Consider the following 25,150-nt stretch of genomic DNA (forward strand, 5'->3'; position numbering starts at 1 on the left):
TCGCAGATGGAACCCATTGATATTGGCCTGATCGTCTCGGGCGGAATGCTTGTACTCGTGGTGCTGGGTATGCGCGTTGCCTTTGCCGCAGCCACCGCTGGAATGGTTGGTCTGATCTGGATCTTCTGGGCCAAGTTTGGCTATGAACCCGACCGTTTCGGCAAGGCTGTGACCGTTGCAGTAAAAACCGCTGGCCAAGTACCGCACTCCAAAGTCGCCAGTCAGGCGCTTTCACTGATCCCGACTTTCATCTTGATAGGATACCTTGCCTACTATGCCGGTCTCACAAAGGCGCTTTTTGAAGCAGCGAAAAAATGGCTGGCTTGGGTGCCGGGCGGATTGGCTGTGTCGACGGTCTTTGCCACCGCAGGATTTGCGGCGGTATCCGGAGCCTCCGTGGCAACTTCCGCTGTTTTTGCCAGGATTGCCATCCCGGAGATGCAGGCGATCGGCTACGACAAACGCTTCGCCGCTGGCGTGGTCGCGGCAGGTGGAACTCTGGCGTCACTGATCCCGCCTTCTGCAATCCTAGTGATCTACGCCATCATCGTTGAGCAGGATGTTGGCAAACTGCTTCTCGCAGGCTTCATCCCGGGCATGTTCTCCGCCTTGATTTATGGCCTGCTGATCATTGGCATGGCTCTCACGATCAAAGGCTTTGGCCCGGCTGTCAGCGGCTTCACATGGAAGGAACGCTTCCAATCGCTGCCGCCTGCCCTTCCGATTGTGATCGTGGTGATGACCATCATCTTCTTTGTCTATAACCCGTTTGGTGGAGATGCTTGGGGCACCCCCACGGAAGGCGGGGCAATAGGCGCTTTTGTGGTCTTTCTGATGGCGCTTTACCAAGGCATGCGCTGGTCCGAGCTCAAAGACGCCCTGCTGGAAACCGCAAAACTAAGCGTAATGATTTTTACGATCATATGGGGCGTGCTGGTTTACGTCCGCTTCCTTGGGTTTGCGCAGTTGCCAAATGCATTCTCCGACTGGATCACGTCACTGGATATGGCGCCCATGCTGATCCTGATCTGCATCCTTCTGGCTTATGCGGTTTTGGGCATGTTCATGGATGCCATCGGAATGCTTCTCTTGACCCTTCCCGTTGTATATCCGGCGGTTATGGCGCTGAACGGCGGGGAAGCGGTGAGCGCGGCCGAAAGCACGTTTGGGATGTCCGGGCCCATGTGCGCGATCTGGTTCGGTATTCTCGTGGTGAAGATGGCGGAGTTCTGCCTGATCACGCCGCCGATTGGCCTGAACTGTTTTGTGGTCGCCGGAGTACGCGACGATCTGACCGTTCAGGACGTGTTCAAGGGCGTGACACCGTTCTTCTTGGCGGACGCCGCCACGATCGCACTTCTAGTCGCCTTCCCGATGATTGTGTTGTGGTTGCCCATGCAAGTTTGAATCTTCGGTCAGATGCTTTTGTGGAAGCCTGAGAGCAAAACAAGCTTCCACAAACCATTTCATTGCCTGCAGCAGGCTGCCTTCCTAACATCGCCAAGGCATGTTGTTTGGGAGGACATGATGAAACGCATTTACGACTTCAGCCGCAATCCGGCCAAGCGGAATTACACGATCTCCGACCTGCAAGCCCTAAAAGGAACCGGCAAGAAACTGAGCATGGCCAACCCGGCTAACGCACCGGAACTGCGCGCCTGTATTGAGGCTGGGATCGATTTGTTTGTGGTCGGAGGCGACCAGATTGACGAGGTGCGCGAGATTGCACCCCATCATTTCACCGGTGTCGGATCGTCATGGGCGCAATTCGGTTCGACCGCGGAAATTCTCGATCATGCGTTTGAAATGATGCGCAAGGGAGGTGACCTCTACTACACTCTGCGCAGCTTCGAAACGATGGAGACACTCGCTCGCGAAGGCATTCCCGTGCAGAGCCATATCGGCTTGATCCCGACCTTTAGCCACTATTGCGGTGGTTTGCGCGCATGGGGACGCAAAGCTGACGAGGCTATGCAAATTTTCGAAACACTCAAGCGTATGGAAGATGCGGGAGTCGTTGCGGTCGAAGCAGAGTGCATAGCGGAAGAAGTCCTGGAAGCCGTGAACCTGAAGACGTCGATTGTGACCTTTTCTCTGGGTTCGGGAAACGCGGGCGACGCGGTATTCTCATTTGTGGCCGACATCTGCGGGGAAGCCAGCGAGGAAGATAAACCGCCGAAACACGCACACTCTTTCGGAAATGTCGGTCGTCTGCACAAACAGGTTCACCAAGAGCGCGTTGCGGCTTTAAAGGAGTTCCACAAAGAGGTTGCTGCCACGAATTTCCCCTACCCCGAAACCAATGTGACCATGCATGACGGCGAAAAAGCCAAATTCCTAGAAGCTCTGGACAAGTGGGCACCCACGCATTCCTGAGGAGTGTTCCGTCACTTGTGCGCACTCCTCCGCCGAAACGGTACATTGTCTAAAATTTTCGAAGCTTCAGTCGACGGAAACCATTGTAAGCTGCGTTCAAACCGGTGACTTGGCCATTGGCCTGATTTGACCCGTATCCGGAGCGTTCGAGTGAAAAAAATTTTGACAGGTTTGGTAGCGGTGGCACTTGTGGGAACGGCATGGGTCGTTACCTTTGGCCTCCCATTTGGTGGTACCTCTTCCCCGGAGGGCATATCGCAACCGCCAACCTCCGGCGCGCCTCAACCCCGCAACCCAGCCCGAATGGGTGGAAAAAAGACCATCGTCACGACCTTTGAGGTCAAAGCCGAGGCCTTCACCGATAGCTTTCGATCGGTTGGGACAGCCAAAGCCAAGGCCAACGTTATGGTGGAATCCGAAACGGCGGGACGGGTGACCGAGGTTCATTTTGGACCCAATCAGCTGATCCAAGCGGGCGCACCCTTGGTCACAATCGAAGATCGCGTGGAACAGATCGCCTTGCGTTCAGCCAAGGCCAACCTTGCCGAAGCCCGCGCAACGCTTAAGCGGTATGACACATTGAGAGAAGCTGGAAGCGGCGCTGTTTCTGCAGTGAGTGTAACTGAAGCAGGCACTCAGGTTGAAATCGCCGAGGCCGCCGTAGAGCGGGCGGAATACGATCTGGATCTAAAAACGATACGCGCACCGATCTCAGGTACGCTCGGGCTCACTGATGTAGAACCGGGCATGTATTTAGGCCTGGCGTCTGAAATTGTGAAAATCACGGATCAAACGTATCTCTCCGTGGAATTCGGCCTTCCGGATCGCGCCTCTGGAATCGTACAGGTTGGTCAGACGGTTTGGTTGACAACTGGATCGCTGCCAGGTCGCGTATTTGAAGGAACTGTCGATGGCTTTGACGGACAGATTGACAGCACCACGCGCACCATAAAGGTGCGTGCGGGCATCGAAAATGCCCAAGGCTTGATGTTGCCTGGCATGGTGTTCAACGTCATTCTGGATGACCAAAACGCGCCGCTTCCGGTGGTACCCGCTAATGCGATCACCTGGAGCCGCCAAGGCGCCGCGGTGTGGACTGTCAAAAACGGGAAAGCCGAACCAGTGCTGGTCAGTATCCGGCACCGCGAGAACGATCGGGTTTGGCTGAACGGTGATCTGCCTGACGGGACATCGGTGATCGTCGAAGGCGTGCAGAAGGTGCGTCAAGGCGAAGAAGTGACAACGAAGGAGCTGGTTGATGCCCGTCGGAAGTCGCAAACCAGTCAGGACGGGGACACAAACTGATGCCCCACCGCAAAATTCACACGGGCTTTGCCGACATCTTCGTCAAACGCCCGATACTTGCCATCGTTGTGAACCTACTGATCGCCATCGCCGGCCTTGCCGCGCTGAACGGCGTCGAGGTGCGCGAAATGCCGAGCGTCGAACAACCTGTAATTTCCGTGCGTATCAATTGGGACGGCGCTGCCCCGGAGACCGTGGACGCCGAAGTCACATCAGTCGTTGAGGACGCTCTCGCGCAGCTTGATGGTCTAAAAGCTGTGTCTGCCACTTCGTCTTATGGTTCCAGCCGTTTGACCATAGACTTGACGGAAAACACCGACATAGACACTGCGGCCAACGAGGTGCGTGAAATCATCTCTGCGACCGAACGACAATTGCCAGACGGCATAGACGATCCGGTTGTGTCCAAAAACGACAGTGACAGTGATCCGATCATGCGGCTGGCGCTTCTCGGCAGCGCGCCTTTGGACGAAATGACTCGGCTGGCGGACAACTTCATTTCAGACCGGCTGTCGACAATCGATGGCGTCGCCGAAGTACAGGTTTTGGGCGGGCAGGAAAACGAATTCCGAGTGCAGGTTTTTCTCACAGCACTCGTGGGACGTGGTCTGGATCTGAGCGACGTAGAAACGGCTTTGAAAACGCTTCGCATCGATACGGCAATGGGTGATCTTGAAAGCGGCAGTCAGTCCGTTTTGCTCCGCTCAGCCGATCCAGAGGTTACAGAGGAGGCAATCGGCGAACTGCGGATCGATGCGCACACCCGCGTCGGCGACATTGCACTGATCGACTATACCGGTGCAGATGACGACATTTACGCACGTGTCGATGGTCAAACCGCGGTGAGCCTGAACATCGTGCGACAATCAATGTCCAATACGCTGACCATTTCACAAAACGTGCGGGCCGAACTGAGTAATATTCAGGCACAACTACCGGCTGGCATGCGGTTAGTCATCGTGGCGGATGATGGCCTTTTCGTTGAACGCTCCATCAACGAAGTAAGCACGACGATTGGCATCGCGGTTCTCATCGTGATCGCTGTAATCTTTGCCTTTTTACGCAGTTGGCGTGCCGTTCTCATTCCTGCGGTGACAATCCCGGTGTCCCTGACAGGTGCCATCGCCGCGATCTGGTTGGCCGGGTTTTCGGTCAACACGATCACCCTGCTGGCACTGGTTTTGGCAACCGGTATGGTCGTGGATGACGCAATCGTTGTGGTTGAGAACATCGTCCGCAGGCGACATCAAGGCATGGGTGCATCGCTCGCAGCGGCGACCGGAACCAACGAGGTTTTCTTTGCGGTGATTTCGACGACAGCAACATTGGCTGCGGTGTTCATCCCGATTTCCTTTTTACCCGGACAGGCAGGTGGAATCTTCGCGGAGTTCGGTTTTGTGCTCGCGTTCTGCGTTATGTTGTCGTCATTTGTTGCGTTGACGCTCGCACCAATGATGGCCGCGAAACTCGATCCCGGGCGTGGCGGAGAACAGTTGAAAGATGCCGAGACGCCGCCCCGAGGTTTGGTCGCCGTGTATCAGCGTATTGTCAGTGCCGCCCTGAATGCACCTCTGCTGGCCATCGCAGCAGCGCTGGCTTTCGCCATCTTGTCATTCGGCACCTACGGCAACCTCACATCGGCCCTGACCCCGACAGAAGACCGAGGTGTATTCTTTATCCGGGGAAAAGGTCCCGCAGGAGCAAGTCTTGCCTTCACCGATGAGCAGATCACCAAAGTTGAAAGCATTTTGCAGCCGCATGTGGACAGCGGAGAAATCAATGCAGTGCAATCCATCATTGGCGCAGGAGGCAGTTCCAGTGCCTTTGTCGTCGTAAGCCTCGCTGACTGGGACGACCGCGACCGCAGCGCTCAGGAATTGCTTGCCGAGATCAACCCACAACTGATGCGAATACCCGGCATCTCGGTTTTTGCGATTTCGCCCAATAGCCTCGGTATTCGGGGTGCAGGTCGTGGATTGCAATTTGCCGTGGTGGGCAATGACTACAACAGTCTTGCTGAAGAAGGCGACGCTCTGGTCGCAGCGATGGAAGAAGACCCGACATTTTCAAACCCGACATTGTCCTACGACACAACGACGCCGCTGCTGTCGGTTGAAATCGACCGAGAAATGGCCACTGAACTTGGCCTTTCTCCCGCCAATATCGCCACCACAATCAACACGCTCACGCAGGGACAAGTCGCGACCGAAGTATTTCTGGACGGCGAAGAAACCGACATTCGAATGGTACCAGGAGGAAAGCCGATCGAGGATCCGTCCGACATCGAAAATGTCTGGGCGAGAACAAACAAAGGGGACTTTGTGCCGCTTTCATCGGTTGTCACATTGACCCCGTCATCAACGGCATCATCGCTAGCACGCGAGGACCGCGCCCGTGCTGTACCGGGGGAGGCAAATCTTGGCGCTGGAGTGAGCTTGGGACAAGCCGCTCAGCGGGCAGAAGAACTGGCGGCCGAAGTTCTTTCAGACAGCGCGCGACTGATCTTTCGCGGTGAGGCCGCAACCCTGGAAGAGAGCCAGTCGGGCACCTTGCTGGTCTTCGGTATTGCACTTTTGGTGGTCTTGTTGGTGCTTTCCGCACAGTTCGAGAGTTTTGCGTCTGCGGCGGTTATCATGCTCACCGTCCCTTTTGGCCTTGGGGCCGCAGTCATGGCGATCTGGTTATCGGGTGGGACACTCAACTACTACAGCCAGATTGGACTGGTGATCCTAATCGGCATCATGGCCAAAAACGGCATACTCGTGGTGGAATTTGCCAACCAGCTTCGTGAACGCGGCCTTGATGTGGACACAGCCATTCGAGACGCAGTGCGAATGCGCCTGCGCCCTGTGATGATGACGGCGATCTCGACCGTTATGGGAGGTCTTCCGCTGGTGCTGGCCTCTGGAGCCGGGGCAGAAGCTCGCGAAGCCGTGGGCTGGGTAATCGTGGGCGGATTGGGGTTCGCCACGGTGTTTACCCTTTTTCTGATCCCTGTGTTTTATCGTCTGATTGCTCCCCTGGGAGGCATCCCAGGTGAAAACGCGCGCTTGCTGGAAGCCGAGACAACAGCAGCCCGCATGCGCACCTGAAGCGCGACGACTGCCTCAGGCCACGTCTGTCGCGGCTTCCTCTTTGGCAACCGCAAGTTCTCGCAGCGTTTTCCGAAGAAGGGAGAAAGAAACTGGTTTGCTCATGTGGGCGTTCATTCCCGCCTGAAGACAATTCGCCGTGTCCTGAGGCGTGGTGTGCGCCGTCAATCCGATGATCGTGCAAGGTTTTACCCGGCGCCCCACTTCCGCGCTGCGGATGGCGCGCGTTGCATCAAGCCCGTTCATCTCTGGCATTGCCACATCCATGAGCACCAAATCCGGCGCGAAGCTGCGGGTTTTGGCAACGGCTTGAACCCCGTTTTCGGCACTTTCAAAGGCAATGCCCTGGCGCTTCAGGAACAGTTCAATCAATAGCCGGTTTGTCTGGTTGTCATCTACGACCAGAACTTTGAGGTCGCCAAGATCGACTGCGTCTTCGTGCTGGCCGCCTTCGGCACGATCGCCAGACTCGGTGACATCACGCCGCCCGGTTACTTCAAGCAAGGTGGCCCGCAGCATCTCGGGCGTTGACGGCCTCACAATCACGCGGTCGACACAGGTTTCAAGATGACTGCAGTCTTTCTTAAGCGCTCGCATCGGTTTGAGCGAAATTACGGTCGGAGCTTGTCCATCGTCCGACGCTTTGTTCGGGAAGCCGCCAGCATCCTGCACACTTGGCAAAAGGTCATGGTCAATCACCATCAGATCGACAGGCTGCTCACCATTGGATCCGGCAAGCTCGCGCAACCGCTGTGGGTCACTTTCCTCGATGACTTCAAGCCCCCATAGGCGCATTCTTTCGGCAACGATCTGCGCGCCGAGCGGATTGTGAAATGCCAACGCTGCCTTGAGACCGGCGAGCACAGTTTCTTGTGAAGCGATTGGTGGTTCGTCAGAGGTTGCAGGCTGCAGGGGCACAGAGAAAGAGAACGTCGAGCCTGTCCCCAACTCCGAACGCACCCAGATGCGGCCACCCATCAATTCGACGAAGCCTTTGGAAATCGCGAGGCCTAGACCTGTCCCCTCAACCGTCCGGCCGTATTGACCGCCCACTTGCGAAAATTCATCGAATACGGTCGCCAGACGGTCCTCTGGGATGCCGACACCTGTGTCACTCACGTCGACGCGCAGCCACTCCCGGCCCTCCGCGTCCAGTTCCCGCTTCGCCTCGATGAACACATGGCCTTTCTGGGTAAATTTGATGGCGTTGCCTACAAGATTAACCACCACCTGTTTCATTCGCAGCGCGTCGCCGGCAATCCTGTTTGGTAGGCTTGGATCAACGCGCGCAAGCAAGGTGATGCCTGCTTCGCTTGCAAGCAGAGACAGCGTCTTGATTGGATCTTCCGTCAGATCGGACGTTTCAAATATTTCGTTTCGCAGCTCCATGCGCCCGCTGTCGATTTTGGAGAAATCAAGAATATCATTGATTATGGCCAAAAGAGATTTGCCGGACGATCGCACCGACGACAGCAATGTGCGCTGTTCATCCGATAGATCCGTATCCGCAAGCAATTCCGTCATCCCCAAAACGCCGTTCATCGGCGTACGGATTTCGTGGCTCATGCGAGCCACAAATTGGGTCTTGGCGGCCTCGGCCGATTCCGCCTGTCGCAGTGCGCTTTCAAGGGCTTGGTTCCGGTCTTCCACCGCATCACGCGAAAATCTCAGTTCGGTTTTTGTGTTTTCAAGTGCATCCATGCGATTGCGAAGACGTGCCAGCATCAAATTGAAAGACTTAGCCAGACTTTCGATTTCATCCCCGGTTTTGATTTCTATCTGCTGGTCTAAATCGCCTTCGGTCGCCCGTTGTGTCGCGGTTGTCAGTGTCCTTAGAGGAGCGGCAATGCGATGAGCTGAATAGGCCGCCAAGCATGCGCCAAAGATGAAGAACACCACACCCAGCGCGATATTTCGCGCTGCCGTTTGCAAAAGCAGTTGCGATTCGACGGACGTAAGATACGTCATCCGCACTACGCCAAGGTATTCTCCGCCATCGAGAATCGGGAACCCGACATCAAGATAACCGCTACGGCGTTCCTGTTCACGGGATCGGCTTTGATGCACCCGATGCGCCAATACGTCGTGCACATTGACCATCTGATCCATGTTTCGGTTGTGCCGGTCCGGCACCAAAAGCACATTTGCTGCGCTCACAACACGAACTGAAGACAGGTTGGGAAGTGTGGCCCATTCGTCAAACACCAGACGAAGGTCATTGTGGCGTCCTTCGCGAATAAAAGGCGCAGAAATCTTAGTTAAAGCAGAGCCATAGGCCGTTATGTCCTCGTCAAGGTGATGGCTGACATGGTCGATCTGGGCCATCGTGTTGATGTAAACTGCGCCTGAAACAAACAGGAACAAAAGGCCGGACAGCAACAGCGTCAAACGTTGCCGGAAACCAATTCTGCCTTTCATGGCCCCTTTGGGGTGCTTGGTCAAAAAAACTGCGCTCATGGCACCACCTGGGTGATGCATGCCAGTCTGATCTCTTTGGCTATCTTGTTTCTGCTGTTCCCCACAGGTCCTCAACCTTCCAAATCCCATCAACCAGACCTCGCTATAAAGTCGGGGGATTTACATTTGGTTAGTAAGGTCGCTTGGGGTTTACGGACCTTGCCGCAGGGTCACCGCAGAGTCGGACGTGGATTGGCCTGTGCATGGCCATAGATTTTGCGAATGCTCCATTCCACTGATTTGCGCATTGCGCGTCCAAGCGCGGTGTCAAATGCCTGCGCGATATCTAGCGTCTCGTCGCTTTGAGTTAGGACAACCTCTCCAAAGGAGTTCGAGCCGATGATGTGATCGCTGAAACTGTCGATGATCTTAAGGTTCAGGCGTACATGGATTTCCAGCGGCCCGTCTTTGTCTTCGCTGTTGGGCAAATTTGCCTGAAACTCGCGCACGTCTGTCACGATGATATAATCCGGCCGAAGTCCGACCGTTGACCTGCCCACAGCCGCCACTTTGCCGCTGTTTTCAAAGCTTTCAATCAACAGAGCCTGCACAATCAGCGGCGCTCGGTCCACCCAACGTACGCGGGGTAGATATTCCACCTGAAGCGGGGTTGGATGTACAGCAATCTGGTCGGTGTCGACGGCTGCTGTCGCCGTCGGCTCTTCGATAACAATCTGCTGGCGCAGCCGCGGGAGCCCACTATCAAACGTGCTTTTTGGAGTCAGCGCGAAAAGATCGGTTGGTTGTGCAGCCCGATTGATCGTGCCCAGTCCAGCGCATCCACTCAACACAAGCGCTCCCAGAACCACAAAAAAGGGAAACAGGTGTCTCATCGACTGAACTCCGAACCTTGAGTGCCAAGCAGGAAGCGTGCGGGATCGCGTTCAATCCGGTCGACCAGCCGATCCAGATTGCCCACCAAATAGCGGCTTTCTTCAATAAATCTGAGGAATTGCGGCAAGCCAACCCGTAGGAAATCAGAGACCTGCCGCTGGTTGTCCTGCACGATCGTATCTACGGTTCCAACAAGATTGGCAGCGGACTCCGACGCGCTCAGGACCTCGCTACTGGCCAATTGTATATCGTCCGAGACTTCCGTGACCATGCCTGCAAAGGCATCCACTGCACCGCGCACGTCGCTCACGATGGCATCTACATCCCCATCCAGAATTTCATTGGCAGCGGCAAAAGTCTGATCCGCGGTGGTCAGCGTTGTCTCCGCCGTTTCCATCGCCGAATAGATCGCAGCCAGCGTGTCGTTGGCATTCCGGAATGCTACCGTCGCGGTTTCAAGCGCTTCTCGGCCGTCTGCAGACAGAACATCAACCGAGTCGCCCAAAGACACGATCACGTCACTGGCTCCCTTTGCGGCCGACCGCACATCACTCATCAAGGCTGGCAATTCTTCGTCAACCGACGCGTTGATGGTTTCAAGCGCGGCTTTTGCTGCCTCAGCGGCGGCGGTCGCGTCTAATAGGAATGTGGTCGCGTCCCCTTCAACAAGCGTTGTGACGCTGTCTGCCGTGGTCGTGAGAGATGTCAGCATCTTGTCAGAGTTCTCCAGCGCGGATCTAAATCCGGCGAGAGTTTCTTCAGCTTGCTGCAACCGGGCTGTGGCCTCGACAATCATCACTCCCGCGCTTTCGCCCAATTGTTGGGTTTCCTGCTGGATCGTCCCCAAGGTAGAGTTGGCCGTATCGATCAAGCCAGGCAACCGATCCTGGGCAATCGCCCGCGTTTCTGCCAACGTTGCTGTTGCTTCCTGTGCCAATGCTGCCACTTCTTCGCTCAATAGCTCTGTTGCGGTGTCGGCCGTGTCCTTTACGGAGTTCAATGTTGCCGTTGCCGCGTCAGTCGCAACTTTGACAGACTCGATGGCCTGCTCCGTTTGCGCCACACGCTGTTGGAACGCTTCCCCTACTGTTTCGTACCTTTGCATCAAGGAGGTCGCAGACTCGCTGACGGCGCTGACTTCCGTCTCGAGTGTTTTCGCAGTGCTTTCGATCTGATCGACAAAGCCGGGCAGACGTTCGGAAATCAATCCGTTGGCTGCGTCAAAGGCCGCAATCGCCGAAGGCTCCACGGTTTGCAGAATAGTATCCAGCGCGGTCGCCGCATCGGCGCCACGGGCAACCAGCTCTTTGAGCTCGCCGGTTACCAGCTCATTGGCGGTATCAAACGCAGTGCGCGCACTGTCCAGCGTGCCCTGAGTACGATCAGCTGCTCCCCGAATGGAGACGAGCGTATCCGTCGCTTCGTTCAATGTGATTTCCGCAGTATCAGACAACCCTTCGAGTGTGTCCGTGAAATCAGCGATTTCGCGTGCAGCCGAGCCTAGATCTGCAGATAGACCTTCGAAATCTTCCAAGGTGCGATCAAGCTTGCCGGACGCGGACGCCAAATTGCTCAACAGTTCAGAAACCGATTCTTTGTTGTCATCACTGACCACACTGCGGACATCTTCCAGCAGCGAGATTGCTTCTTCGAGCAACTCGGGAGCGCCTTCCATCAAAGTTTGGAAAGTGCTCCGCTCAGAAGTGATTTCACCACCGGAACCAAGCAGCGCCGCGTCAGGAGAACCACCTGACAACGCAACAAAACTCACACCAGTTACACCGAGCGAATTGAGTTGCGCTATTGTGTCTGTCTTGATCGGCGTGTCTGCATCTACTTCAAGCCGGACGCGCACCAGAGAGGGGTTTTCGTTATCCAATTGAAGGTCGACGACCTGCCCAACCGGCAATCCGTTGTAGCGCACGTCTCCGGCCATCCCGAGGCCGGAAACATTCTCGAATGTGACTTCGTAGTACGCGAACCGCCGATCGACATCGAGCTTCGCCAACCACAAGAGGAAGGCAAACGATCCAATCAGGCCAAGGAGGGCAAAAAGCCCGATCAGCACATAGTTGGCCCGCGTTTCCATTACCCTGCCCCTGTCTGGCCAGTTTTCTGGCCCTTCACCTGTGCCGCTCTCGCTCGCGGTCCGGTGAAATATTCCTGTACCCAAGGATGATCCACATCTGTCATCCCTTCAATCGGACCTTCCACCAATACCCGCTTCTCGGCAAGCACGGCGATACGGTCACAGATCGCGTAAAGGCTGTCCAGATCATGTGTGACCATAAAAACCGTCAAGCCCAGAGCCCGCTGCAATTCACCAATCAGCTCGTCATATGCGGCGGCGCCGATAGGATCGAGACCCGCCGTAGGCTCATCCAAAAAGACAATCTGCGGATCAAGCGCCAAAGCGCGTGCAAGCGCTGCGCGTTTGCGCATGCCTCCGGACAGTTCCGACGGAAGTTTTCCACAAGCCAGCGGCGGCAGACCGACCATCGAGATTTTCAGTTCACCCAGCGACTTCATCAAGGCAGGGCTGAGATCCAGATGCTCTCGCATAGGTGCGATCACGTTGTTCAATACACTGAGCGAAGAAAACAAGGCCCCGTCCTGAAAGGCCACACCCCAGCGCGTTTCCACTTCGCGGCGCTCGTCATCCGGCGCCCTCAGCACATCAACGCCCAGCACTTCGATGCTGCCAGCGGCCGGCCTGTTCAAACCGACAATCGTGCGCAACAACACCGACTTGCCGGTTCCGGAGCCTCCGACAATGCCAAGTACTTCGCCGCGCCACACATCCAGATCCAGATTGTCATGCACAACCTGACGGCCAAACTGGTTTCGCAAGCCCCGGACCTTGATCACTGCTTCCCGTTGCGTGGCCATTCTCAAATCCCCAACTGCGCAAAAAAGATTGAGAAAAGCGCGTCCAGCACAATTACCAGAAAGATGCCCAGTACCACCGATGCCGTAGTGCGCTGTCCGACACTGGTCGAAGATCCCCGCACCTGAAACGCCTGCCAGCACGCAACGACGCCGATCACCACGGCAAAAAACGGGGCCTTTATCATGCCAATTGCCAGATGCCAGACACCCGTGTTTTCATACAGTCGCGTCAAAAACATGCCCGGGCTGACTCCCAAATCGATCCAGCTCATCAGCGCGCCGCCGAAGAGACCGCAGATATTGGCAACAAATCCAAGGATCGGCAGCACAATCACCAGCGCCAAAACGCGGGGCACAACAAGAACTTCAATCGGATCGAGACCCAGCGTTCGCATGGCGTCGATCTCTTCCTGCACTTTCATTGAGCCAACCGAGGCTGTGAATGCCGAACCGGACCGGCCAGCCACAATGATCGCTGTAAGCAGGATACCCAGTTCCCGTAGAACGGATATCGAGATCAGCTCGACCACAAAAACCTCCGCGCCAAAACGCTGGAGCTGCGTCGCCCCCTGAAAAGCCAAAACGATCCCGATCAAAAACCCCATCAATGCGATGATTGGAATGGCGTTCAATCCGGCATCTTGCATGTGCGTTACGAGCGAAGCCCAGCGCAATCTCCAGGGGCGTAAGACAAGGCCAAAAATCCGCACCAGCGTTTCGCCCAGAAACCCGTTGAAAGAAATCAACGTGTTCTGCACCTCGACCACCCTACGGCCGAACCTGTCCAACGCGGCGGTGATGCCTTGTACGGCTTCCGGATCCTCGTCGCTTTCGGGAATTGCCTCTTCTACGTTAGCAAGCAACGCTGCATAGGCTGGCTTAGCGCCTTGCACCGAGACCGAAGCCCCCCCGTCCCCAAGGCGCGTCTTGAGGTCGGCAATCATCCAGGCTCCGCCGGTATCAAACGCGCGCAGTTGGCTGAGATCGATGGTCACGGCACCAGAGCGTGGTGTAATTTTCGCAAAAGGTTTTTCCACACTACCCAAAGTGGCTGTCACCAGCTCTCCGCCGACCTGAATAGTGGCGTTTTCATCGTGCACAAAGGGAGGGTGGTCTACGCTCATTTGGTGGCGAGACCTGCTTCCGGGGCCCGCAGTACCAGCGGCCATTTCCAAATTGATCCTGACAAAAGTCCCCCCAGAAGTCACGGCGCTCGCGCGGATTTTTCCGCGTCTAAATCACAGCTTAGCAAAGGGGCATTGCTTGGGAAAGTAGACTCCGCCACGACCACATTGGCCGGGGCTGGAGATAGATCATGCGCTTGAGATTTGAGCCATCGCCGCGCGTTTCCTGCGATCTTCACGACCAAAGAAGATCATGTAGAGCACCGGCGCCGCGATCAGGGTGAGGATCGTGGCAAATGCCAGACCGCCCATGATCGTCACTGCCATCGACTCAAAGAACTTGTCCGACAAAAGCGGCGCCATACCCAGAATGGTCGTAACAGCCGCCAGCATCACTGGCCGCAGACGCGACACGCTGGCTTTGACAATCGCTTCCTGAAGTGGACCGCCCTCTTCGCGTACAAAATCGATTTCCTCCACCAGCACGATCCCGTTCTTGATCAACATGCCCGACAGGCTCAACAAACCCAGCAATGCGGTGAACGAGAACGGGAGCCCCGTGCCCAACAAGCCGAGGACAACACCGTTTACTGACATCGGAACAAGCAACCAGATGATTATGGGCTCGCGAATGGCGTTGAACAGCAGAACCGAGATCAGAACCATGATGAGGATCGTCAGAGGAAGCTGACCGCCCAGACTTTCCTGCGCTTTGGCAGAGTTTTCCTTCTCGCCACCCCACTCCATTCGATAGCCAACGGGCAGTTCCATTGCTTCTATCGCAGCAGTCACTTCGGTCTGCACCTGCGCCGCGTTCAACCCCGGTGCGATGTCGGCGCCCACGGTGATCGTCGGCACCCGATCACGTCGGTGGAACAGTGTGTTCTGGGTTTCATAGGAGAAACCGTCCACCATCTGCTCCAACGGCAGGAAGCTCTTGGTGTTGGCCGAATAGACAACCTGATCCAGCAAGCCGAAGCCTTCTGTGTTCGAACGCCTGATAATGATCGGTAGCAAACGGTCTTCCTCGCGGAAAATACCGCCACTGATCCCGTCAGTGGAGAAGTTCAGCATGTCCGCAACATCATCCCGATTCACACCGGCAGTCTGGGCGCGCTCGGTCGCATATAGCGGTTTGATCACCAGTTCCTGTTCACGCCAGTCAGTGCGCACTTCGCGAATGTTCGGCGACGCATTCTCGAGTACGGTCGCGGCCTCGGTCGCCAGCTCTCGCAGGACGACCGGATCAGAGCCCGAGAAGCGGACCTGAATCGGATCGCCACCACCGGGACCGAACACCAGACGTTTCGTGCGGAACTCACCTTCAGGGAAAGCCTGCGCACCGAATGCGTTCAGATCTTCTCGCAAAGCCGCAATTTCACTCGACTGCGCAGTTCGGACAATGATGTGCCCATAACTGGAGTTGGGTTTCTCTGATTCATACGTCAGCATGAAACGGGTCGCGCCTTGCCCGACAAAAGTCGAGAAGCTGACCACATCTTCGCGCTCGCCAAGCCACTCTTCCATCCGAGCCATATGCTCAGATGTTGTGGCAATAGGCGTACCTTGCGGAAGTTTGTAATGCACGAAGAACAGCGGTGTGTTGCTTTCCGGAAAGAACTGGTTTTCCACGCGGCTGAAACCCGCATAGCAAAGCGCGGTAACGCCAATCAGACCGATGACAACCAGCCAACGCAGTTTCAAGGCAAGGTTCAGGCTCCAGCCATACATACGGAAAATCCAGCCGGAGTAGGCATCGGTTTCGCCGCCTTTGCCTTGCTTAAACAGGTAGTGTCCGAGCATCGGAGTAACTGTCAGAGCCAGCAACCAGCTCAACAGCAGGGAAATGCCGATTACTGCAAACAGCGAGAAAAGGAACTCGCCGGTGTCATCCGGACTGAGACCGATGCCAGCAAAAGCCATGATGCCGATAACCGTGGCACCAAGCAGCGGGATCTGCGTTTTGCCAGCGGCCTCGTCAGCCGCCTCACGGGAGTTTTTGCCCCGCAGCATCGCAATCTGCATGCCTTCTGCAACAACGATCGCATTGTCCACCAGCATCCCCATGGCAATAATCAATGCCCCCAGCGAGATGCGCTCCATTTCGATGGAGAACATAGACATGAACAGGAAGGTGCCAACCACCGTCAGGAACAACGTCGCCCCGACAACAACCGCAGCGCGCCACCCCATAAAGACCGCAAGCACCGCAATCACGATGGCCACTGACATGGCCAGGTTCACAAGAAAATCGTTGGACGCTTTTTCGACCACGACATGCTGCTGGTAGACGGGATGCAGTTCCACACCCGCCGGAATGTCCGCTTGCATTGTTGCCAACTTGGCATCAACGCGTTTGCCGACTTCGACAATGTTTTCGGTGCTAAGGCCCGCCACACCAAGTGTGAATGCTTCGACACCATTGTGGCGAATGATCTGGCCGGGATTGGCCTTCCGGTCGCGGAACACACGGCTCGTATCGATCAGGTTGACGACTTTGCCGCCTGATCCGACGGAAAGGCCTTGAATGGCATCTACTGTATCACTGCCGTCCGGAGTCATGATCCGGGTGCGGGCGCTCTCAGTGGTCAACGTACCTGCCGGTGTTACGCTATCAGATGTGGCGATTGCGTTCGCAATCGCCTCAATCGACACGTTCTGATTCACGGAAAGGGCAAGATTCGGCTCGATGTATATCGCCTCTTCGGGCAACCCCTTGACCTCTACATCTGCAACACCTTTCACCGTGCGCAATTCACGTCGCAAATAGGTCGCCAGTTCGTGCTTTTCCGCGTCGCTGAAACCCTCGGCGGTAATCGCATAGAACAAACCAAACACATCGCCGAAACTGTCGTTCACATAAGGCTGCGCCACACCCTGCGGCAGCGCTCTGGCAGCATCCCGCATTTTTGCGCGCAGTCTTGTCCAGATTTCCGGAAGCTCATCGCCGTTGACCGTCGATTTGATGTGCACCTCGATCATCGACTGGCCCGGACTGTTGATCGACGTAATCCGGTCCACTTCGCCCATTTTTTGTATGGCGCTTTCCAACGGCTCGCTGACCTCGGTCGCGACCTGCTCCGCAGTCGCTCCAGCGTAGTTGGTGGTCACAACGGCCTGTTTAATGGTGAAAGCGGGATCTTCCAGACGGCCCAGGTTCAGAAAGCCGAGAATACCGCCAACCAGAAACACCAGAATGATCAGCCAAGTGTAAATCGGCCGCTCAATAGACATGCGTGCAATGTTCATGGGTCAGCCTCAGTTTCCGAAGCCGACAAAGCGGCGCACGTTCTGTCCTTCGTTCAGAGCACCGCCGCCAGCGACCACAATCTCCATGCCATCTTCGACACCTTCAAGAACACGCACCTGACCTGTTTCGGAGGGTTCGATCACGACAGGCACAAACCGAACATGTCCGGTGTCGCCGCCCTTGGGATCAAAGCGCATAACACCCGTGTCGCCAGCGTCATTCACAACAATAGCGGACATCGGAACCTCAACGGTTTTGGCAGGCTCCAAAGCACGAACCGTGACCGTCACGGACGAGCCCGGCAGCACGACACGCTCCTTTGGCGGCTGTAGACCAAAGGTGATACGGAAGGTCTGTCCAATGTTGGATGTTTCTGCGTCGTACTCGCGAATGTCCAACGGATAGGTTTCTGTCAGCCCGGGAAACCGCGCGAAGATTTCTATGTTGTCGCCGGTGTTTCCGGCTGTCTGAAACAGAATTTCCGGCACATCCACTTCGATCCGCAGCTCACTCAGATCATGAAGGCGCACCACCGGGCTGCCGGCGCCCACCGTCGTATAAAGCTCGACATTTCGGCTGGAGATTAGCGCGTCAAAAGGTGCCCGAAGTGTGGCGTGGCGCAGGGACCATTCCGCATTGCTTACCGCAATTTCCGAGAGCCCGGCCTGCGTTTCGGCATCATCAATGGCAACCTGGCTTACGGTGTTGCCCTTGAGCTTTTCCAAACGATCAACGGTCCGATCGGCCTGCGACTTCTGCAAACGCGCCTGACTAAGCTGCAACTCAAAGGGTTCCTGGTCCAACTTGGCGATTATGTCGCCTTGTTTGATCCGTAGCCCCTCGGTCACCGGGAAGTCGACGATCTGACCACCAACTTGAAACGCGAGATCTACGGACTGACGTGCCTTCACCTGACCAAAAAATTGCCGCTCGAAAGCGGTTTGGCCAGATTGGATTTCCATCAGCTTGACCGGTTTGAGTGGCTCGTCTGCAAAAGCAGGCGCAGCCGCCACCGAGGCGGCCAGCGCCAGACATTTCAGAAACTTCATTTGGGGTCCTCACCCGTTTCATCTGTAAAAAAATCATCTGGCAGCGCTTTGATCGCCAGATCTGCATAGGTCCGGATTTCTTTGCCCGTGAGGTTGGATTCCGTACGGAAGATTTTCTCGACCTTTTCGAAGGTTTCATCTCGCGCGTCGCGACCGGAGTCAGTCAGCGCAAGCTGCCATGCCCGCCCATCCTGAGGATCACGTTGACGAACCAGTAGACCGCGGTCTGCGAGAGAATCGGCCATTGCCGTAACACTCGATGGAAGCGCCCCCATCCATTTAGCCAGTTCGCCCATACGACGCGGTGGATCCAGAAACAGAACCATGCGTCGCTCCTGTTTGGTGAGATTGACCGAAAATGCCTCCTCTTCCATGAGGTTTTCCATCTTTCGGACTATAGCGAACGCCCCAATGACAGCCCGCACTTCATCGGAGAAGTCGCGAGGCAAAGCGTGCCGGTCTGTGGTCAGATTCTGAGACATAGAACCCCCAATGCTTCACAAATTGAAATATCCAGTTAACGCACGGATAGCCTTTTTCAAGAGGCAAGTGAACTCCTCGGTTCATTTTTTACGAAAAATATACGAATTCGCCACATTTCCTGGCCCCTATACAACCTGCCAGAGATCGGATAGGTGCAGCACTTCTTGTTCTTTCTCGTGCATAGGAACGCCGCATTCGACGGCGAAAGGGGATGCCAGTCAAAGAACAGCACACTCCTGAGAGAGAAAGAGACACTTTGAAAACTGCCCTGCAAAACGCGCTCGAAGAGCGCGGCTATGACTCGTTGACGCCAGTTCAGACCGCTGTATTGGACCCAGATCTTGAAGGCCGCGACCTTCTCGTTTCGGCACAGACCGGATCAGGCAAGACGTTGGGCTTTGGCCTCGCCATTGCCCCGACCATCCTTCAGGATCTAGAGACATTCGCGGCGCCAGCTGCGCCTCTGGCACTTGTGATCGCCCCCACCCGAGAATTGGCCCTTCAGGTCAAACGCGAACTCGGCTGGCTTTATGCCAAAGCCGGAGTCGAGATGGCATCCTGTGTGGGTGGCATGGATATGCGTGACGAACGCCGCGCGCTTGCTCGGGGTGCCCACATTGTAGTGGCGACGCCCGGCCGACTGCGGGATCACATCAGCCGGGGCGCCATCGACCTTTCGGATATCCGCGCCGTCGTGCTGGATGAAGCGGACGAAATGCTCGACCTCGGTTTTCGAGAAGACCTCGAGTTCATTCTTGGGGAAGCGCCGGAAGAGCGTCAAACACTGCTGTTTTCCGCCACGGTGCCGAACGCCATCCTTGGGCTGGCCAAAAACTATCAACGCGACGCAGAGCGGGTTATCGCCAAAGCACAGGAAGGTCAGCACGCTGACATCGAATACCGCGCCATGAAAGTTGCGGACCGCGACGTCGACAATGCGGTGATCAACACCCTGCGTTACTACGAAGCACCCAACGCTATCGTTTTTGCCAACACGCGAGCCATGGTGAACCGTCTGACAACCCGCCTGTCCAACCGTGGTTTCAACGTGGTTGCCCTGTCCGGAGAACTGTCTCAATCCGAACGCACTCATGCGCTTCAGGCAATGCGCGACGGTCGTGCACAGGTCTGTGTGGCGACCGACGTCGCTGCCCGCGGAATCGACTTGCCTAACCTTGATTTGGTTGTGCACGCCGAACTGCCAAACAACCATGAGACCCTGCTGCACCGCTCTGGGCGGACGGGTCGCGCGGGACGCAAGGGCGTCAGTGCTCTCATCGTGAACCGCAAGTCCAACAAGAAAGCCCAGCGCATCCTCGGAATGGCGAAGCTTAAGGCGGAATGGGGTGGAGCCCCGTCAGCGGACGAAGTCAAAGCGCGTGACATGGATCGCTTGTTTGCGGACCCTGCGTGGCAGGAAGCGATACCAGAGAGCAGTCAATCCACCGTCGCAGCGATGCTTGACGCCTTTACGCCTGAACAGATGGCGGCGGGCTATTTGCGCCTGCTCGGCACAATCCGGACGGCACCCGAAGAGCTCACCGACGTCAACACCAAACCAGAGCCTCGTAAGGAATTCGGTGCTTCAATCTGGTTCGCGATCTCCGGCGGACGCGAAGCCGGACACGACCCGCGACGCCTTTTGCCGATGCTGTGCAGCTACGGCGGTTTGGGACGCAGTGATATCGGCGCGATCCGAATTCAGAGTAATGAAACCTACGTGCAAATTCTGGAAACCAGCGTTCCAGCCTTTCTTTCTGCCGTTGGTCCAGAGGGAAAAGTAGAACACGGTGCCACTCTGACACAACTGGCCGAAGCCCCCAAGCTGGAGCGTCTGCGAGGCGGAAAGCCCGGCAAGCCACCCCATCGAGGTAGAGGCAAACCGAAGTTCGACAAACCACGCGGCGACAAACCAAAGTTCGACAAGCCGCGCACAAAGCCAGAGGTCATGGACGGCCCGAAACAAGAAAGCGCGCCAATCGACTGGAACGATGCTCCTGCTCCCCGTGCGCGCAAACCCAAACCGGTTTCAAAAGGCGGCAAACCTGTCAAACCGAAGTTTGACAAACCCAGATCCGAGGACACGCAGGGCAAACCCAAAGCCCACAAATCCGCTACGGCAAACAAGGCCAAAGGTGGCGACGCTGCTCCACGCCGCGCGAAATCAGGCGACAAACCGAAAGGTCCACCACCGCCAGTGGGCAAACCGAACAGCAAGAAGAACAAAGCCCGCCGCGCCGCAGCCAAGACAGGCAAGGGCAAACCTTCTTCCAAGAAATAAAGACAAACTGCCAGAGCCGCGCATCCACTTGCGCGGCTTCGCTTTTTCCGGCTCACCGAACTTGCCAAACTGAAACTTGGAGACCTGCGACGCCAAGAAGTCCAAGGGAAACAAGCCGGCGAAGCTACGTTACAACTGTCACTGTAGAGCGCGTTTTCAAAAGTTGGATTAAGGCGCTGCGTCGGATCCAAGGGCACTGGTTCCATGACCTGAGCCGAACACTCTGCTCATGCACGACCCCGAAACGCTCATGAGCTCGCATACTGTGCCCGCTAAGTCGCACTTCGCAACGGCACCACAACGTCACCACCTGCGCGGACGCATTTTAGGAGGCTTATATCAATTTGGGTGGAGTGGTGAGCCGTATAGGATTCGAACCTATGACCCACTGATTAAAAGTCAGTTGCTCTACCAACTGAGCTAACGGCCCACTCTCTGTGGCGCGGTTACTATGCTTTGCGCGGGGGGCGGTCAAGCCGATTCTCAAGAAAAAATGCACGCCACTGGAATCCGATCTTCAACAAGCGTATATGCGCCCAATGAACACACGCGCGAACACCACAATGCCGTTTATGAAAATGCACGGTTTGGGCAACGATTTTGTCGTTGTTGATGGTCGCACGCGCGCATTCAACCTCACCGAGAAGCAAATCACGGCAATTGCGGATCGCCACAAAGGCGTTGGATTCGATCAGCTTGCAGTGATCGAGACCTCCAGCTCGGCGGATGCGCATCTGGTGTTTTACAACGCGGACGGCTCGACCTCCGCAGCATGCGGCAACGCCACCCGCTGTATTGCACGCCATCTGATGGATGAGTCGGGGACAAGCAACCTAACTTTGACCACCGATCGCGGCACGCTCTATGCGCGGGACGCTGGAAATGACCTCACCTCGGTGAACATGGGGCAACCTCAGCTTCTGTGGGACGAAATCCCGCTGGCCCGCGAAATGGACACACTGGAACTGCCGATAGACGGCGGGCCGACCGCAACCGGTATGGGCAATCCGCACTGTACTTTTTTTGTGGAAAACGCAGAGGCCGTCGACCTGTCCGAGTTCGGCGCGCGACATGAACACCATGCGCTGTATCCGGAACGCACCAATGTGCAGGTCGCGCAGATCATCGGCGAAAACCACATTCGGATGCGGGTTTGGGAACGCGGTGTGGGCATTACCCTAGCGTCGGGCTCGTCCAGTTGCGCCACCGCCGTCGCGGCGCACCGCCGTGGCCTGACTGACCGCAAAGTGCGGATCGAACTCGACGGCGGCACCATTTGGATCGACTGGCGCGAGGATGGCGTCTGGATGACGGGGCAAACCGAGCACGTGATGAGTGGCACCTTCAGCGCTGCGTTTCTGGAGCGCGCGAAATGACAGCAGCCCCACCAAAATTCACTACTCTGGGATGCCGCCTGAATTCCTACGAATCCGAAGCAATGAAGGACATGGCGCAATCTGCCGGTCTGGAAAACGCTGTCATCGTGAACACATGCGCCGTAACCGCCGAAGCCGTTCGCAAATCCCGTCAGGAAATCCGCCGCCTGCGCCGCGAAAACCCCGACGCGAACATCATCGTAACTGGTTGCGCCGCGCAGACAGAACCGGAAACATTCGCCGCCATGGGCGAGGTCGACAAGGTTATCGGCAACACCGAGAAAATGAACCCGGCGACGTGGCAAGGCATGGCCGCTGACTTTATTGGCCAGACCGAGAAAGTCATGGTCGACGACATTATGTCGGTAACAGAAACCGCTGGTCATTTGATCGACGGCTTCGGCACGCGCTCGCGCGCGTATGTGCAAGTTCAAAACGGGTGTGATCACCGTTGTACGTTCTGCATCATTCCCTACGGCCGTGGCAATTCTCGTTCTGTGCCCGCGGGTGTCGTGGTGGATCAGATCAAGCGCCTGGTCGATAAAGGCTTCAACGAGGTTGTATTGACTGGTGTGGATCTAACCAGCTGGGGCGCCGACCTTCCGGCCACGCCAAAGCTGGGCGATCTCGTGATGCGCATTCTCAGACTGGTACCCGATCTGCCGCGCCTGCGCATCAGCTCAATTGACAGCATCGAAGTGGACGAAAACCTGATGCTGGCCATCGCGACCGAACCGCGCCTGATGCCGCATCTGCATTTGTCCCTGCAACACGGGGACGACCTGATCCTGAAGCGCATGAAACGCCGCCACCTGCGCGACGATGCAATCCGCTTCTGTGAAGACGCCAAGAAACTGCGTCCCGATATGACATTTGGTGCTGACATTATCGCCGGCTTTCCGACCGAAACCGATGCGCATTTCGAAAACTCGCTGAAACTTGTTTCAGAGTGCGACCTGACCTGGCTGCATGTTTTCCCCTATTCCAAGCGCGAAGGCACGCCGGCGGCCAAAATTCCGATGCAGGTAAACGGCAAGATCATTAAGGAGCGCGCAGCGCGCTTGCGAGGCGCCGGCGCAACACAGGTCGCGCGCCACCTTAAGGCTCAGCTTGGCAAGACCCATCATATCCTGATGGAGAACCCGCACATGGGACGTACCGAGCAATTCACCGAAGTGACTTTCGACACCGCCCAGACCGAAGGTGCCATTGTGACCGCATCCATTGTGGACCTGCGTGGCACACAACTGGTGGCATGACCCCGATCCTCTACAGCTTCCGTCGCTGCCCTTATGCAATGCGGGCAAGATTGGCAGTGTCCGTGGCCGATGTTGAAGTGGAACTGCGAGAAATCGTGCTGCGCGACAAAGCTCCTGCCTTTCTGGAAGCCTCGCCCAGCGGGACAGCCCCTTGCCTCGACGACTACGGCGAAGTCACGGATGAAAGCCTCGACATAATGACTTGGGCGCTTCGGCAAAACGACCCTGACGGTTGGCTGAACATGCCCGAAGCAGGCTATGGGCTGATTGACGAAGCGGATGGACCGTTCAAGAAGGCTCTTGACCAGACAAAGTATCACACCCGTTACCCTGACCTTGATCCTGAAGAAAGCCGCGCCCGCGCGATGGTCTTTCTGACCGGTCTGGAAGCACAACTTGCACGCGGTTTTCTATACGGGCCAAAACCGACACTTGCGGACATGGCAATACTTCCTTTTGTGCGGCAATTTGCGTTCATCAACAAAGCCCGCTTTGACGCAGATGCGGGACCAAACCTGACTGGCTGGCTTGAGGCCTTCCTTCAAAGCGACCTGTTTTCGAGCATCATGCCGAAACTCCCCAAATGGACCGAGGGCGACGCGCCGACAATATTCAAAGGTACGATTGCCGCACCTGGGGACTGATAAGGCTTTATGAAGTGCCACATCAGCAAAAGCCGGTTGCCATAGGTGCGCGCACGCGGCACGATCCGCGCGAATTTGATCAAAAGAGCCGCGCATGCACCCGAACCCAGCTTTTCGCACAACCGAATTGGAACAAAGCCTGGCGTTTGCCCGCTCACGTGGTTTTGGCGTTCTTGCGCTGTCGACAGAGGGCCCGCCTCTCATCTCGCATGTCCCTTTCCTTTTGAGCGAAGATGGCAGCTCTGCCGACCTGCATCTCGTTCGGTCCAACCCTATGGCGCGCCTCCTTACAACAGCCAAGGCTGCCAAACTGGCCGTCAGCGGTCCCGACAGCTACGTCAGCCCGGACTGGTATGAAATCGACGATCAGGTTCCGACTTGGAACTACGTTGCGGTTCACCTGACCGGCTCGCTGGAACAACTGCCACAAAGTGAGATGCCAGCGCTTCTCGACCGTCTTTCTGCTCATTTCGAAGCGCAACTCCTGCCCAAACCTGCCTGGACGCGTGACAAGATGACCCCAGAAACGTTCGACCGAATGCTGCGCATGATCCAACCGTTTCGCCTGCGCATTGACGACGTGCAAAGCACGTGGAAACTTGGCCAGAATAAGCCTGTGGAGGCTCGCCACGCCGCAGCGACCCACATGGCCGCGCAGTCTATTGGCACCCAAACCCGCGAGCTTGCCGCGTTGATGCACTCGCCTTTTTCAGAACCAAAAAAGGATTGAC

Annotated in this window: 17 protein-coding genes and 1 tRNA gene; 9 read left to right on the forward strand and 9 right to left on the reverse strand. The window is 56.3% G+C overall.

Annotation, left to right across the window (positions count from 1 at the left end):
- Window positions 1-6: 6 nt before the first annotated feature.
- From BXY66_RS13030 to BXY66_RS13045, 4 genes are all read left to right on the forward strand, one after another.
- Window positions 7-1,407, forward strand: coding sequence for a TRAP transporter large permease (locus BXY66_RS13030; RefSeq protein ID WP_132860679.1), 1,401 nt, complete (start codon window positions 7-9; stop codon window positions 1,405-1,407).
- A 120-nt stretch (window positions 1,408-1,527) separates the two neighbouring features.
- A complete protein-coding gene (locus BXY66_RS13035) occupies window positions 1,528-2,376 on the forward strand; it encodes a 3-methyl-2-oxobutanoate hydroxymethyltransferase (RefSeq protein WP_132860680.1) in 849 nt (282 codons plus the stop codon).
- A gap of 303 nt (window positions 2,377-2,679) precedes the next feature.
- Window positions 2,680-3,681: an efflux RND transporter periplasmic adaptor subunit gene (locus tag BXY66_RS13040; RefSeq protein WP_165929179.1), complete on the forward strand. Its 1,002-nt coding sequence runs from the start codon at window positions 2,680-2,682 to the stop codon at window positions 3,679-3,681.
- Window positions 3,681-6,773 (forward strand): efflux RND transporter permease subunit, encoded by a 3,093-nt coding sequence (locus BXY66_RS13045; protein ID WP_132860683.1) that lies wholly within the window; start codon window positions 3,681-3,683, stop codon window positions 6,771-6,773. The genes BXY66_RS13040 and BXY66_RS13045 overlap by 1 nt, the downstream gene beginning before the upstream one ends.
- Window positions 6,774-6,788: 15 nt before the next feature.
- Here the strand turns inward: BXY66_RS13045 and BXY66_RS13050 are convergent, their stop codons facing one another.
- From BXY66_RS13050 to BXY66_RS13085, 8 genes are all read right to left on the reverse strand, one after another.
- Window positions 6,789-9,230, reverse strand: coding sequence for an ATP-binding protein (locus BXY66_RS13050; protein ID WP_165929180.1), 2,442 nt, complete (start codon window positions 9,228-9,230; stop codon window positions 6,789-6,791).
- A gap of 170 nt (window positions 9,231-9,400) precedes the next feature.
- The gene (locus BXY66_RS13055) at window positions 9,401-10,063 is read right to left on the reverse strand and encodes an ABC-type transport auxiliary lipoprotein family protein (RefSeq protein ID WP_132860686.1); all 663 of its coding nucleotides are present in this window, start codon (window positions 10,061-10,063) and stop codon (window positions 9,401-9,403) included.
- The gene (locus BXY66_RS13060; protein WP_132860687.1) at window positions 10,060-12,153 is read right to left on the reverse strand and encodes an MCE family protein; all 2,094 of its coding nucleotides are present in this window, start codon (window positions 12,151-12,153) and stop codon (window positions 10,060-10,062) included. Before BXY66_RS13060 ends, BXY66_RS13055 begins: the two co-directional genes overlap by 4 nt.
- Window positions 12,153-12,953 (reverse strand): ABC transporter ATP-binding protein, encoded by an 801-nt coding sequence (locus BXY66_RS13065; RefSeq protein WP_132860688.1) that lies wholly within the window; start codon window positions 12,951-12,953, stop codon window positions 12,153-12,155. Before BXY66_RS13065 ends, BXY66_RS13060 begins: the two co-directional genes overlap by 1 nt.
- 2 nt (window positions 12,954-12,955) lie before the next feature.
- Entirely contained in the window at window positions 12,956-14,077 is a 1,122-nt protein-coding gene (locus BXY66_RS13070) for an ABC transporter permease (RefSeq protein ID WP_132860689.1), read from the reverse strand.
- Window positions 14,078-14,266: 189 nt separating this feature from the next.
- Window positions 14,267-17,326, reverse strand: a complete 3,060-nt coding sequence (locus BXY66_RS13075) for an efflux RND transporter permease subunit (RefSeq protein ID WP_132860690.1) — start codon at window positions 17,324-17,326, stop codon at window positions 14,267-14,269.
- Between the two features lie 9 nt (window positions 17,327-17,335).
- Window positions 17,336-18,376, reverse strand: a complete 1,041-nt coding sequence (locus tag BXY66_RS13080) for an efflux RND transporter periplasmic adaptor subunit (RefSeq protein ID WP_132860692.1) — start codon at window positions 18,374-18,376, stop codon at window positions 17,336-17,338.
- Entirely contained in the window at window positions 18,373-18,858 is a 486-nt protein-coding gene (locus BXY66_RS13085) for a MarR family winged helix-turn-helix transcriptional regulator (RefSeq protein ID WP_132860694.1), read from the reverse strand. The genes BXY66_RS13080 and BXY66_RS13085 overlap by 4 nt, the downstream gene beginning before the upstream one ends.
- Window positions 18,859-19,115: 257 nt before the next feature.
- Here BXY66_RS13085 and BXY66_RS13090 point away from each other — a divergent pair, with 257 nt between their 5' ends.
- Entirely contained in the window at window positions 19,116-21,140 is a 2,025-nt protein-coding gene (locus BXY66_RS13090) for a DEAD/DEAH box helicase (RefSeq protein ID WP_132860696.1), read from the forward strand.
- A gap of 354 nt (window positions 21,141-21,494) precedes the next feature.
- Here the strand turns inward: BXY66_RS13090 and BXY66_RS13095 are convergent.
- Window positions 21,495-21,570 (reverse strand) — tRNA-Lys (locus BXY66_RS13095).
- A gap of 100 nt (window positions 21,571-21,670) precedes the next feature.
- Between BXY66_RS13095 and dapF the strand changes: the two genes are divergently transcribed.
- The 4 genes from dapF to BXY66_RS13115 all read left to right on the forward strand — a co-directional run bounded on the left by dapF (window position 21,671) and on the right by BXY66_RS13115 (window position 25,149).
- Window positions 21,671-22,516, forward strand: a complete 846-nt coding sequence (gene dapF, locus BXY66_RS13100; protein ID WP_132860697.1) for a diaminopimelate epimerase — start codon at window positions 21,671-21,673, stop codon at window positions 22,514-22,516.
- Complete coding sequence (mtaB, locus tag BXY66_RS13105; protein ID WP_132860698.1) at window positions 22,513-23,775, forward strand: tRNA (N(6)-L-threonylcarbamoyladenosine(37)-C(2))-methylthiotransferase MtaB; 1,263 nt, start codon at window positions 22,513-22,515, stop codon at window positions 23,773-23,775. Before dapF ends, mtaB begins: the two co-directional genes overlap by 4 nt.
- A complete protein-coding gene (locus BXY66_RS13110) occupies window positions 23,772-24,419 on the forward strand; it encodes a glutathione S-transferase (RefSeq protein WP_132860700.1) in 648 nt (215 codons plus the stop codon). The genes mtaB and BXY66_RS13110 overlap by 4 nt, the downstream gene beginning before the upstream one ends.
- Before the next feature lie 94 nt (window positions 24,420-24,513).
- A complete protein-coding gene (locus BXY66_RS13115) occupies window positions 24,514-25,149 on the forward strand; it encodes an FMN-binding negative transcriptional regulator (protein WP_132860702.1) in 636 nt (211 codons plus the stop codon).
- Window position 25,150: the final 1 nt, after the last annotated feature.

The sequence above is a fragment of the Shimia isoporae genome, assembly GCF_004346865.1.
Lineage (GTDB): Bacteria > Pseudomonadota > Alphaproteobacteria > Rhodobacterales > Rhodobacteraceae > Shimia > Shimia isoporae.